General features: G+C 64.8%; 11 protein-coding genes. 5 read left to right on the top strand and 6 right to left on the bottom strand.

Features of this window, described 5'->3' with window-relative positions; translation table 11 throughout:
• The first annotated feature begins 428 nt into the window (after nt 1-428).
• From GYA94_RS21010 to GYA94_RS21020, 3 genes are all read left to right on the top strand, one after another.
• The gene (locus GYA94_RS21010; protein WP_029885155.1) at nt 429-1,616 is read left to right on the top strand and encodes a porin; all 1,188 of its coding nucleotides are present in this window, start codon (nt 429-431) and stop codon (nt 1,614-1,616) included.
• Nucleotides 1,617-1,754: 138 nt separating this feature from the next.
• Nucleotides 1,755-2,918 (top strand): nitric oxide-sensing protein NosP, encoded by a 1,164-nt coding sequence (gene nosP / locus GYA94_RS21015; protein WP_009681767.1) that lies wholly within the window; start codon nt 1,755-1,757, stop codon nt 2,916-2,918.
• Nucleotides 2,887-4,782 (top strand): PAS domain-containing hybrid sensor histidine kinase/response regulator, encoded by a 1,896-nt coding sequence (locus tag GYA94_RS21020; RefSeq protein WP_161893031.1) that lies wholly within the window; start codon nt 2,887-2,889, stop codon nt 4,780-4,782. Before nosP ends, GYA94_RS21020 begins: the two co-directional genes overlap by 32 nt.
• A 52-nt stretch (nt 4,783-4,834) precedes the next feature.
• Here GYA94_RS21020 and GYA94_RS21025 read toward each other — a convergent pair whose 3' ends face one another.
• From GYA94_RS21025 to GYA94_RS21050, 6 genes are all read right to left on the bottom strand, one after another.
• The gene (locus tag GYA94_RS21025; RefSeq protein WP_009681769.1) at nt 4,835-5,500 is read right to left on the bottom strand and encodes a response regulator transcription factor; all 666 of its coding nucleotides are present in this window, start codon (nt 5,498-5,500) and stop codon (nt 4,835-4,837) included.
• A gap of 58 nt (nt 5,501-5,558) precedes the next feature.
• Nucleotides 5,559-6,119, bottom strand: coding sequence for a PQQ-dependent catabolism-associated CXXCW motif protein (locus GYA94_RS21030; protein WP_161893032.1), 561 nt, complete (start codon nt 6,117-6,119; stop codon nt 5,559-5,561).
• A gap of 140 nt (nt 6,120-6,259) precedes the next feature.
• Complete coding sequence (locus tag GYA94_RS21035) at nt 6,260-7,051, bottom strand: ABC transporter permease (RefSeq protein WP_054906186.1); 792 nt, start codon at nt 7,049-7,051, stop codon at nt 6,260-6,262.
• A complete protein-coding gene (locus tag GYA94_RS21040; protein ID WP_161893033.1) occupies nt 7,048-7,788 on the bottom strand; it encodes an ABC transporter ATP-binding protein in 741 nt (246 codons plus the stop codon). The genes GYA94_RS21035 and GYA94_RS21040 overlap by 4 nt, the downstream gene beginning before the upstream one ends.
• Nucleotides 7,785-8,774, bottom strand: coding sequence for a YVTN family beta-propeller repeat protein (locus GYA94_RS21045; RefSeq protein WP_161893034.1), 990 nt, complete (start codon nt 8,772-8,774; stop codon nt 7,785-7,787). Before GYA94_RS21045 ends, GYA94_RS21040 begins: the two co-directional genes overlap by 4 nt.
• A gap of 30 nt (nt 8,775-8,804) precedes the next feature.
• Entirely contained in the window at nt 8,805-9,998 is a 1,194-nt protein-coding gene (locus tag GYA94_RS21050) for an ABC transporter substrate-binding protein (protein WP_161893035.1), read from the bottom strand.
• Nucleotides 9,999-10,148: 150 nt separating this feature from the next.
• Here GYA94_RS21050 and GYA94_RS21055 point away from each other — a divergent pair, with 150 nt between their 5' ends.
• Both GYA94_RS21055 and GYA94_RS21060 read left to right on the top strand, forming a co-directional pair.
• A complete protein-coding gene (locus GYA94_RS21055) occupies nt 10,149-11,423 on the top strand; it encodes a sensor histidine kinase (RefSeq protein ID WP_161893036.1) in 1,275 nt (424 codons plus the stop codon).
• Nucleotides 11,423-12,061 (top strand): response regulator, encoded by a 639-nt coding sequence (locus tag GYA94_RS21060; protein ID WP_029885149.1) that lies wholly within the window; start codon nt 11,423-11,425, stop codon nt 12,059-12,061. The genes GYA94_RS21055 and GYA94_RS21060 overlap by 1 nt, the downstream gene beginning before the upstream one ends.
• Nucleotides 12,062-12,097 lie beyond the last annotated feature (36 nt).

Raw genomic sequence — 12,097 nt, forward strand, 5'->3', positions numbered from 1 at the left:
GAGCGATCGGCCTCCCCGGAAGTGCTTCTTCAGCCTGACGAGAATAACTTCTCCCGCCAGGCCAGTCACAACATACAAGGAGCGAGCGCAGCTCGCGATTGCGCCGCGCGGGCGGCGCTCGATCTCACAGGCGCTGCATATCTTCTGGCAAACACCTGTCAGCCCTGATGCGATCCCTGTGGGAGCTGGCTTGCCGGCGATGGGCCGCAAGGCGGCCCCGGTTCATTCAGGCGTATTGACACCCGCCTGCCACGCCTGCCTACACCCTAAGTCTTGCCACCCCGACCCCAGCAGGTCCCAAGACCAAATCACCGCGCCACACCCTCCGCCCCAAAGCACCCGCCAACCCACGCCAAAGCAGCGTTCCGGGTGGCCTGCCGGCTTCTGATAATCGCCTCCGACATCCTGTCCCCCGTTTGGAGCGCGCCATGCACAACAACAAAAAGCACCTGCCGCCTCGTTTTCTCGCTGCTGCCTTCGCCAGTGTTTCCGCCTTGGGCCTGAGCGGTGCCGCCGAGGCCGAGATCATGCTGTACGACAAGGACCAGACGACATTCTCTACCGATGGCTACATCAACGCCTTCTATGTCAACAGCAAGGTCGACCGCGAGGGCGAGCAGTTCGACCGGCGCCAGTCGCGGGTGAAGATGGGCTTTTTGCCCAACTACATCGGTTTCAACATGGGCAAGCAGGTAGACGACCTGAAACTCGGCGCGCGGGCGTCGTTCTGGGTCACCATCAACGACAGCGAAACCAACGGCACCGATACCGCCATCGACGTGCGCCAGTTCTACGGCACGGTGGCCAACCCTGAGTGGGGCGAAGTGCTGATCGGCAAGGACTTTGGCCTGTTCGCGCGCTCCAACATCCTGTTGGACGAGCTGCTGGCCGGTTATGGCCAGGTCAGTGACACGCTGGGCCTGGTGGATGGCGGCGGGGTGTCGTTCGGCAACATCGGCAGCGGTTACCCCTATCCGTTCCCCACCTCGCAGATCACCTACCGCACGCCGGTGATGGACGGCCTGCGCGTGGCGGTCGGCATCATGGACCCCGTGGATACCAACGACAGCAGCCCGACCGGCAAGGCCTACCAGGAAAACCCACGCACCGAGAGCGAAATCACCTACCAGTTCGACCTGGCGGGGGCGCAGATCTACAGCTGGGTCAACGGCAGCTACCAGACCTCGGACAACACCGACTCGACGGTCCAGTCCGTCACCTCCAAGGGGGTCGGCTATGGGGTGCAGGCGAAGCTGGGCGGCTGGTCATTGACCGGCTCTGGGTTCCAGGCCAAGGGCATCAACCCGTTCTTCACAAATAACGCGGGCGAGCCGGTGTTGCGTAATGTGGACAGCGACGGCTACCTGTTACAGGGCTCCTACAAGTTCGGCAAAAACCGCGTGGCGCTGTCGTATGGCAAGACCAAGGACGATGGCAACGGTGCGGTGGGCAGCGGTGCCGACTACAAGACCCGTGGGGTGGCGTTGTTCCATGACGTCAACGACAACCTCAAGCTGGTGGCCGAGTACAACCAGTTCTCCATCGATGGGCATGAGGGCAGTGCGCAGAACGAAGACACCGATACCTTGGCTGTGGGCGCGGTGCTGACCTGGTAAGCACGGGGCGGCAAGGCAGGCGCAGGTGAAGCTGGCACTTACACCCTTGGAACCGCCCACCCGCTACCCAAGTAGCATTCGCCCCACGTACCCGGCTTCGTACACTGCACCTTCAGCCGCCCTGCGCCGGAGACTTTGATGCAACAGGCCCTCAACGACGGTGTGCTCAGCGCCATGTCCCAGGCCACCGATGCCCGGTTGGCCGCCCAGGACCTGGCGCGACAGCTCCTGCACCCCCACCTGGGCCTGGTGCTGTTTTTCTGTTCTGCCGAATACAACCTCCAGGAGTTGGCCCAGGCATTGGAACAGGGGTTTGGCGGCATCCGCCTGGTGGGGTGCACCAGTGCCGGCGAAATCACCCCGCAGGGGTACGGCCGCAACTGCGTGACCGCGCTGGGCTTCGATCACCGGCACTTTTCCATCGCCACCGGGCTGATCGACGAAATGGAGCACTTCAGCCTCATCGATGCGCAGCAGATGGTCGAGCGCCTGGTCGGCACCTGCCGCAGCAATTCGTTGGCGCCGATCAAGGGCCACAGCTTTGCCCTGACCCTGCTCGACGGGCTGTCCAGCCGGGAGGAGATGGTCCTCGCTGCCCTCAGCGCGGCGTTGGGCGACATCCCGCACTTCGGCGGTTCGGCCGGCGACGACAACTACCTCAACCGCACGCATGTCTACCACGGCGGCGCCTTCCACAGCGGCGCAGCGGTGGTGGTGCTGGTCAACACCTGGCTCGACTTCGAAGTGTTCACCACCCATCACATCCAGCCGCGCCAGGAAAAACTGGTGGTCACTGGCGCCGACAGCGGCCAGCGCCGGGTATTCGAGCTGAATGCCGAACCCGCTGCCGAGGAATATGCCCGGCTCATCGGTGTGCCGGTGGCGGCGCTCGATTACCGGGTGTTCGCCGCGCACCCGTTGGCCGTGCGCATTCACGACCAGTACTACATGCGCGCCGTCCAGCGTGTGCACGATGACTTGAGCCTGAGTTTCTACTGTGCCGTGGAGAACGGCATCGTGCTCACGGCCATGACCCCAGGGCCGTTGCTGCCGAACCTGCATGAGCTGTTCGACGGCCTGCACCAGCGCCTGGGCCCGCTGTTGTTGACCATTGGTTGCGACTGCTTCCTGCGGCGTCTGGAACTGGAGGGGCAACACAGCCTGGAACTGGTGGGGGCGTTTCTGCGCGAGCAACGGGTGATCGGGTTCAACACCTACGGAGAACAGTTCAATGGCATGCATATCAACCAGACCTTCACCGGCGTCGCCATTGCCCGCAACCGGCCTCCTGTCGGTCGCTGACCTGCAGGCCGAGGTGGCCCGGCTGCAGCAGCAGAACCACAAGCTGCAGCGCATCAATGGTGCGCTGATCGAACGTGTCGAGTCCGGGGTCACCCGCGGCAACGACCCGTACGCGGCGTTTCAGCATTCGGTGGTGCTGGCCGAGCAGGTGCGCGAGCGCACCGATGCGCTGAGCCAGGCCATGGCCGAGCTGAAGGCGGTGAACCACCTGCTCAGCGAGGCCCGGCAGCGGGCCGAGACCGCGCACCAGCACCAGATTCGCCTGATCACCGACAACGTTCCGGCGTTGATCGCCTACCTCAATGCCGACCTGGTCTATGAATTCACCAACAAGGTGTACGAGGAATGGTACTGCTGGCCGCGTGGCGTGATGCTGGGGCAAAGCCTACGCGAGGCCCACAGCGAACAGCATTACCAACGCCTCGAGGCCTATGTGACGCGGGCGTTGGCGGGCGAGAGCGTGACCTTCGAGTTTGCCGAAACCAACATCAAGGGCCAGGAGCGCTACATGCTGCGCTCCTATGTCCCCAACCGCCTGGCCAGCGGCGAGGTGGTGGGTATCTTCGTGTTGATCCGCGATATCACCGAGCGGCGCAATACCGCGCAGGCATTGCACCAGGCCTATCAGCACCTGGAGCAGCGGGTGCGTGAGCGCACGGCGGAGCTGACCAGCCTCAACGACCAGTTGCTGCGGGAAATCGAAGAGCGCAGCCAGGCGCAAGCGCGGCTGCGCGAAGCCAAGCGCGAGGCCGAACAGGCCAACCTGTCGAAAACCAAGTTTCTGGCTGCGGTCAGCCATGATTTGCTGCAACCGCTGAATGCGGCGCGGCTGTTCACCAGCGCGTTGCTGGAAAGCCGCGAACCGCAGCACAGTGCCCAGTTGGTCCGCAATGTCAGCAACTCGCTGGAGGATGTGGAGAGCCTGCTGGGCACCCTGGTCGACATTTCCAAGCTTGATGCGGGCGTGATCAAGGCCGATATCGCGCCTTTCGCGCTCAGCGAGCTGCTGGACAACCTGGCGGCCGAATATGCCCAGGTCGCGCGTAGCGAGGGCCTGGCCCTGCATTTCGTAGGGTGTTCGGCGGTGGTGCGCAGTGATATCCAGCTGTTGGCGCGCATTCTGCGCAACCTGCTCAGCAATGCCATCCGCTACACCCGCAGCGGGCGGGTGGTGCTGGGTTGCCGGCGCCTGCGTGGCGGCCTGCGGATCGAGGTGTGGGACAGCGGCATCGGCATCGCCGAAGAACACCTGGAGGAAATGTTCCAGGAGTTCCGGCGCGGTGATGTGCAGCGCCCCGAGCAGGATCGCGGGCTGGGCCTGGGCCTGGCGATCGTGGAGAAGATCGCCGGTATCCTGGGCCATCGCATCCGCGTGCGGTCATGGCTGGGCAAGGGATCGGTGTTTGCCGTCGAGGTCCCGTTGAGCACCGTTGCGCCCAAGGCGCAGCCGAGCCAGCCTGTGTGCGAGCCGATGTTCGAACGCCTGCGTGGGGCGCATGTCTGGGTGCTGGACAACGATGCGGCCATTTGTGCCGGCATGCGCACGCTGCTCGAAGGCTGGGGGTGCAAGGTGATCACCGCGCTGTCGGAGGAAGACCTGGCACGCCAGGTGGACAATTACCACGCCGAGGCCAACCTGCTGATTGCCGACTACCACCTGGACAATGACTGCAACGGCCTTGACGCGGTGGCGCGCATCAATGCCCGCCGTACCCAGCCGCTACCGGCGCTGATGATCACGGCCAACTACAGCAACGACCTCAAGCAGCAGATCCGTGAGCTGGGCCATACCCTGATGCACAAGCCGGTGCGGCCGTTGAAATTGAAAACTGCAATGAGCCATTTGCTGGGCACCCAAGGCTAGGGCCGGGTGTGCTATGGGGGCTGCAACGCGGCCCCCATGAAGCTGGAGACGGTCAGCGCCGCAGGTAGTCGGCGAAGTCGATATCGCCCGCACTAAGAATGGCCTGCACGCGGTTGTGCACATTGAGCTTGCGCAAGATCGCCGACACATGCGCCTTGACCGTGGTCTCGGCGATATCCAGGGTGTAGGCGATCTGCTTGTTCGATTCCCCCTTGGTCATGCGTTCCAGTACCAGCAACTGCTTGCGGGTCAAGGCCTGGAGCATTTCCGGCGGGAAGCTCGGCGCATCGTTCTGGCGCCGGCCGGTGCTGCTTTTCTGCGCGCGGATGATGTCGGGCGGCAGGTAGACATTACCGTTGAGGATCTGCTCGATCGCCTCGATCATTTGTGCGCGCGGCGAGGACTTGGTGATGAAACCCACCGCGCCGTAGGTGATGGCCTGCAGCACGATCTGTTTCTCCTGTTCGGCCGACACGATCACCACCGGCGTGGTCGGTGCTTCGTTGCGCAGGGTGATCAGGCCGTTGAGGCCGTGCATGCCGGGCATGTTCAGGTCGAGCAGGATCAGGTCGAGGTCGTCATGCGCCTGGGTCAGCGCCAGGGCGCTGTCCAGGTCGGCGGTTTCCATGACCTCGCTGCCTTGGAACCCATCGCTGATGACGTTGTGGATGGCTTCGCGAAACAGGGGGTGATCGTCGGCAATCAGAATTTTGTACATGGCCTTTTCACCTTGTTTTTATTGGATGGAGCAGGGCACGCAGTGGCAGTTGAACAGATCAGGGCAAAGGCACCGGTTGCGCCGGCTGCAGCGGCAGGTTGGCCTGCTGCCACGCGTCAACGCCGTCGCGGTACCAGTACAGGTTGTGGTAACCCAGGGCTTTAGCGCGTTTTACCGCGTTCCAGCTCAGCCAGCAATCGGCGCGGCAGTAGAACACCACAGGCTGGTCGGGGTGCCCGGCGGTGGCGCTTTGCAGGTTTTGCGCGAAGTACGCCTGCCAGGCCGGGCTCAGCTCGCCATCGCCGGTGTTGGCCAGCCACAGGCTGCCGGGAAGGTTGGCGTGCGGCTCGTCTTCGATGAAGCGGCCCTGCAGCCACTGGCGGCGGTACACGTCGATCAGTACCGGCCGCGGCTGCTGGCTGAGCAGGCGTTGCAATGTGGCGGTGTCTACCACCTGGCCGCCCTCGACCTGGGCCGGGGTCGGGCTGCGGTAAAGGGTGATGCGGTAACCGTCGGCAGAGAACAGCGGCGCCGTGTCGGCCTGGGCGGTGCCCAGCGTCAGGCTCAGTGAAAGTGCCGCCAGCAAGGGGCGTGGCAGCCGGGGCAGGGCACGTGGCATGGGGTTCTTCCTTTTTGTTATGAACCCATTACATGCCAGTAGCGGTGCTTTGTGAATGCGACGATAGACAGTAAATGCAGTACTAAAGTAGTAGGTGGCTTAGCGCCGCCCGTCAGCCTGGGCCGCGCCAGGCCACAGGATCATCGCGGCTTGCGCAACGCTGCGTGCTGGGGGTTGAAGGTGGCGATCGCCAGCAGCGTGAACAGCACCGTCAAGCCCAGGCACACCGCCAGCGCCAACAGGTTCAGGCGCTGGTACAAGGCAAACCGCACCAGCTCCACGGCATGGGTGAACGGGTTTACCGCGCACAGCCAGTACAGCCACTCGCTGGCTTCGCGCATCTTCCACAGCGGGTACAGCGCCGAAGACAGGAAAAACAGCGGGAAAATCACGAAATTCATCACCCCGGCAAAGTTCTCCAGCTGGCGGATGGCGTTCGACAGCAGCAGCCCCAGGGCACTGAGCATGAACGCCACCAGCAGCAGCGCCGGCAGTGCCAGCAGCAACCCCACCGCCGGCGGTTGCACACCGTACACCCAGGCAATGGCGAGGAACGCGTACACCTGCAGTAGGGAAATGAGCGAGGTCGCCAGCAACTTGCTGGCCAACAGGAACGGCCGCGGCAGGGGGCTGGTCAGCAGCACGCGCATGCTGCCCATTTCCCGGTCATAGACCATCGACAACGACCCTTGCATGCCGTTGAACAGCAGGATCATGCAGGCCAGCCCCGGGATGATGTACACCTCGTAGGGGATGTAGGTGTCGTACGGCTCGATGATGGCAATGCCCAGCGCTGCCCGAAAACCGGCAGCGAACACCAGCAACCACAGCAACGGGCGCACCAGGGCACTGAGCAGGCGCGTGCGCTGCAATACGAAGCGCAGCCATTCGCGCAGCATGATGCCGTTGAAACACTGCCAGTAGGCGTTCATCGGGTGTGGGCTCCTGAAGGCTGCCGGGTCAGGTGGGCAAAGGCATGGTCCAGGTCGCCGCCGTGCTGCAAGCTCAGGGCATCGGCGGTACCGCTGGCCACCAGGCGCCCTTGATGGAGAATCAGCAGGTCGTCGCTAGGCTGCACTTCGTCCAGCAGGTGGGTGGTCCACAGCACATTCAACTGCTGCTGGCGGCACAGCTGCCGCACGTGCTGGTTGAGCGCCAGGCGGCTGGCCGGGTCGAGGCCGACGCTGGCCTCGTCGAGCAGCAGCAGGCGTGGCTCGTGCAGCAGCGCACGGGCGATTTCTACCCGCCGGCGGTGGCCGATATTCAGCTCGCGCACGCTGTCGTGGCGGCGCTCGCCCAGGCCCTGGCGCGCCAGCTCGGCCTCTACCCGCTGGTTGCCCTGGCGCCGTGACAGGCCATGCAGCGCGGCGTGGTAGCGCAGGTTCTGCTCCACGCTCAGGTCCAGGTCCAGGGTGCTCTGCTGGAACACCACGCCCATCTGCCGCAGCGCCGGGCGCGGGGTGTCGCGCAACGAGCAGCCGCACACCCGGATATCGCCGTGCTGCAGGTCGTAGAGGCGGGTCAGCAGGGCGATCAGGGTCGACTTGCCGGCGCCATTGGGGCCCAGCAACGCGGCAAAACGGCCCGGTGCCAGGCTGAAACCGACCTGCCGCAGCGCCTCGCGCTGGCCGTAGGCGAAGCTCACATCGGCCACCTCGAGGGCGTTCATGGGGTGACCACCACGCCCCAAGGGTAGCGCCCGACTTTCACCGATTTGAGCACCTTGAGGTTCTGCGTATCGATTACCGATACATCGCCGCTGACCCCGTTGGTGGCCAGCAAGCGGCGCTGGTCGGGGGAGAACGCCAACTGCCAGACCCGCCGCCCGACCAGCAGGTAATCGAGCACCTCGTAGGTCTTGGCATCGATCACCGCCACATGGTTGGCCGGGCCCAGGGCGACGAAGGCATACTTGCCGTCCGCGCTGAGCTTGATGCCCACCGGCTGGACCTTGTCCGGGTGCACGCCCTTGATCTGGAAGTTCAGGGTTTTCAGCACTTGGCGCGTGGCAACGTCAAGGACGGTCACCGTGCCGCCGATTTCCGCCGAGGCCCACAGCCTGGAACCGTCCTGGCTGAATTCGACGAAGCGCGGGCGCTGGTCGACCAGGGTGCTGTCGGCCAGGGTCTGGGTGCTGGTGTCGATCCAGTGCAACATGTTGGTGGTTTCGCTGGTGTTGACCGCCCAATTGCCATCGGGGCTGACGGCCATGCCTTCAGGTTCGATACCGACATCGATCTGCCCCAGTACCTGGTCGGTCACGGTGTCGATCACGGTCACCAGCGCATCGTCTTCGTTGGAAACGTACAGCCAGCGGTCGTTGGGGTGCAGGGCGAACTGCTCGGGGTCGTTGCCAGAGGGCAGTTCCTTGATGATCTTGCGGGTGGCCACGTCCATCACCTGTACCCGGTCGGAATCGCTGGCGCAGATGTACAGCAGCTTGTTGTCATGCGACAGCAGCAGCCCCCGAGGGCGTTGCCCGACCGCAAGGGTTTCGGTGACCTCCAGGGTCTGCAGGTCGATCAGGCTGAGGCTGTTGTCCTTCTCGTTGGACACCCAGGCAGTGGCGGCCACCGCATGCCCGCAGGCCAGCGCCAGGGCGCCCGTCAGCAGGCTGGGGTAGAGCAGGGCGCGGGAAAGCAGAGGGCGGCGCATGGCGTATTCCTTATTGTTGTGGTTGTCGGCTCAGGGGTACGTGCAGGTCACTTCGGGCTTGTCGTAGCCCAGGCTGTCCATTTCGTTGAAGGGGTGCAGGAAGCCATCTTGTGGCGAGGTGCTGACCAGTGCGCGAGGCTGTACCAGCGCAATCGGTTGGCGCAGCTCGCCGTTCCAGGGCCGGTAGCTGAGCTTGCGGCCCTTGAAACCGTCCAGGGGCAGTTGCTCGCTGAGCAGCAGCTGTTGCAGCGCCCGTGGGTCGGCCTGGCGCAGTTTGCTGACCGCGCTGGCAATGCTGCGCACGGCCATCCAGGCGGCGAAGTCACGGTCGTTCATCCAGCGCCCGGCCTGGGCCTCGAAACGTTTTTGCAGTTGCGCCGCGCCGAAGGTTTCCACGGTCTTGTGCCAACCGGTGGGGGTCAACCCCTGGGTGCCCGCCACTGGCCGCGGGTACCAGGTCTGGTAGGGCAGGTATTCGCCAAAGTCACCGCGTTCGTCGGCCACCAGCACCACGTCGTATTCGGCGGTTTGCGTGAACAGCGGCATGTCGGCCTGGGCGCTGCGGCGCTGGTCGTTGTCGAAGGTCCAGGCTTTTTCCGCGACCAGCTGCACGCCGAAGCGTTTCGCCGAGCGGCGCAGGGCGGCGGCGTAGGCCTGGTCATCTGCGGTCTGGCCGACCACCAGCAGCGCGCGTTGCCATTTGCGCAGCACCAGGAACTGCACCAGCGCATCGGCGAGCATTGCCCGGCCCGGCAGGCTGTGCAGCACGTTACCCAGGCACTGGCTACTGCGCAGGCTGTCATCGGGGCTGCCGACATTGAACAGCAGGCTGTCGGGCAGCGCCGCGGCCAGCGCGCGCAGGCTGGTGGCCGGGGCGTTGACCACGAACAGGCGCAGGCCTTGGTCGTGTTGTGCTTGGGCCGCCTGCAACAGCGCCTCGGGGCTGTCCACGTTGGCGCGGGTCAGCTGGAACTGTTGCTTGAGAAAACGGCCGGTGCTGTTGCTGTCGACGATCGCCAGCTCGGCGCCCTGCAGGCCAGCGTCGGCCGGTTCGGGGATGATATTGGACAGCAGCGGGCCCGGGTCGGGCCGGTAGCCCAGATAGCCGATGCCCACGTGCAATAGGGCGTCGGCCTGGCCCGCAGCGGCCGACGCATGGGGCGCGGACAACACGGCGATCAGGGCCAGCAGGCAGAACAAGGCAAGGTGGGCAGGCTGGCGCATGACACACTCCACGGCAGATGGCGCCAGCATAGGAACCCCGCCGGGCGCGGGAAATATGCAGAAAGTAGCGCTCGGCCGGTACCAAGGTAGTAATTTCCCGCGCCACCTACGGTTTTACGATGGGCCTCGGCACCCCTGAAGAGAGCTCCCATGCGCCTGTTCAACTTGTCTGCGCTGTGGCGCATCAACCTTTGGGTCACTGGCTGCTTCGCCCTGGTGACGGTGGCCTGTGCCGGGGTGCTGCTGCACCAGGCTGTGGCCGACGTGGAGCGTGAGCTGCAGTCTGCCGAAGCCGTGGTGACCTACCTTGCCGAGACTGCCGAACGTGACCCGGCCAGTTTGCAGCCGGGCCTGACCCAGAACCTGCGCCATGTACGGGTGCATTGGCTGGCAGCTGGCGATGCCGCCCTGTTGCCGGCGGATGCCGGTGTGGATGCCTGGCTGGGCCGCCAGCTGTTCGGTCAACACCACCCAGGTGGCCGTTTACTGACACTGAGCGACGGCCGGCGGGTGCTGATTGCCGTGGAGGCCCGCGATGAAATCGACGAAGTCTGGGAGTCGCTGGTGCAATTGCTGAGCTTGTGCGGCCTGGCGCTGGTATTGAGCCTGGTGACCATCCGTTGGGCGGTCGGGCGGGCCATGGGGCTGCTGGCTGAATTGCTGGGGGCGCTGCGGCAGGTGTCGGCGGGGCACCTGGCCGTGCGTTTGCGCGAGGCCAACCTGCCGGAGGCACGCCAGTTGGCTGCGCACTTCAACGCGATGGTGGCGAACCTGGAGCAGGCCCGGGCCGACAATACGCAGCTGACCCAGGCCCTGCTGGCGGTGCAGGAGCAGGAGCGTACCCGGCTGGCGCAGGCCCTGCACGATGACCTTGGGCAATACCTGGCCGGTATCCGCGCCCAGGGCTGCCTGCTGCGCATGGCGGCCGACCAGCCCGCTGTGGTCAAGCAGACCACACAGCAACTGGAACTCAATTGCGAACATTTACAGCAAGGGTTTCGTGCCCTGGTACAAGACCTGTATCCGGTGGCGCTGCAACACATGCCGCTGGCGCAGGCCATTGGCCTGCTGGTGAGCCAGTGGCAGGCCAGGCAGGGCATCGATTGCCGGCTGCGGGTTGGCGAGCATTTGCCAGACTTGCCCGCGCCGAGCAGGACGCACTTGTACCGGCTGCTGCAGGAGGCGTTGACCAATGTCGCCCGGCATGCCGGCGCCAGCCAGGTGCGGGTGCGCCTGCAGCGCAGCGCCAAGGGGTTGCGCTTGTTCGTGCGCGACAACGGGTGCGGCGCGCGCCAACCGCGCCGGCCTGGGGTTGGCCTGCACTCGATGGCCGAACGCGCGCGCAGCCTGGGGGGTGAATTACGCATTTTCAGCCGCCCGGGTGGCGGTTGGGCGTTGGCGCTGAACATCCCCAAGGAGGTGTGATGAATATCGTACTGGTCGACGACCATGCTGTGGTCCGCCAAGGCTATGCCAGCCTGCTGCGGGCGGTATTGCCAGACATCCAGGTGCGCGAAGCGGCCAGTGGCGAAGAGGCGCTGGCCCTGGTGCACGAGCAGGTGCCCAACCTGGTGGTCATGGACTTCGGCCTGCCGGGCATCAGCGGCCTGGAAGCCACCCGCCGGCTGCGTCAGCGCCTGCCCCAGCTGCGGGTGCTGTTCTTCAGCATGCACGACGAGTTGCCCCTGGTGCGGCAGGCGCTTGAGGCCGGGGCGTCGGGCTACCTGACCAAGAATTCGGCGCCCGAGGTGCTGATCGAGGCGGTGCAGCGTGTATTGGCCGGGCATGCCTACATTGAACAGCCGCTGGCCACGCAATTGGCCTGCACCACCCCGCACAATGAAAGCGACCCGCGCCTGCAGCGCATGACCCAGCGCGAGCTGGAGATTTTCGTCATGCTTGCCAAGGGCACCCCGGCGCGGCTGATTGCCGAGCAGTTGTGCATCAGTGCCAAGACCGTGTCCAACCATTTGACCTTGCTCAAGAGCAAGCTGCAGGTCAGCTCGCATGCCGAGCTGGTGCACCTGGGGATTGACCTGGGGCTGGTGCGGGTAGCGGGGTAGGCCTTGTGTCGCGATGGGCTGCCTGTAGGAGCGGCC

This window comes from Pseudomonas juntendi, from assembly GCF_009932375.1.
Lineage (GTDB): Bacteria > Pseudomonadota > Gammaproteobacteria > Pseudomonadales > Pseudomonadaceae > Aquipseudomonas > Aquipseudomonas juntendi.

Bases quoted from the DNA above. Each gene is read 5' to 3' on its own strand.
- nosP (WP_009681767.1), top strand. From the start codon at position 1,755: ATGCAACAGGCCCTCAACGACGGTGTGCTCAGCGCCATGTCCCAGGCC.
- GYA94_RS21025 (WP_009681769.1), bottom strand. From the start codon at position 5,500: ATGTACAAAATTCTGATTGCCGACGATCACCCCCTGTTTCGCGAAGCC.
- GYA94_RS21055 (WP_161893036.1), top strand. From the start codon at position 10,149: ATGCGCCTGTTCAACTTGTCTGCGCTGTGGCGCATCAACCTTTGGGTC.
- GYA94_RS21010 (WP_029885155.1), top strand. From the start codon at position 429: ATGCACAACAACAAAAAGCACCTGCCGCCTCGTTTTCTCGCTGCTGCC.
- GYA94_RS21045 (WP_161893034.1), bottom strand. From the start codon at position 8,774: ATGCGCCGCCCTCTGCTTTCCCGCGCCCTGCTCTACCCCAGCCTGCTG.
- GYA94_RS21035 (WP_054906186.1), bottom strand. From the start codon at position 7,051: ATGAACGCCTACTGGCAGTGTTTCAACGGCATCATGCTGCGCGAATGG.
- GYA94_RS21060 (WP_029885149.1), top strand. From the start codon at position 11,423: ATGAATATCGTACTGGTCGACGACCATGCTGTGGTCCGCCAAGGCTAT.
- GYA94_RS21050 (WP_161893035.1), bottom strand. From the start codon at position 9,998: ATGCGCCAGCCTGCCCACCTTGCCTTGTTCTGCCTGCTGGCCCTGATC.
- GYA94_RS21040 (WP_161893033.1), bottom strand. From the start codon at position 7,788: ATGAACGCCCTCGAGGTGGCCGATGTGAGCTTCGCCTACGGCCAGCGC.
- GYA94_RS21030 (WP_161893032.1), bottom strand. From the start codon at position 6,119: ATGCCACGTGCCCTGCCCCGGCTGCCACGCCCCTTGCTGGCGGCACTT.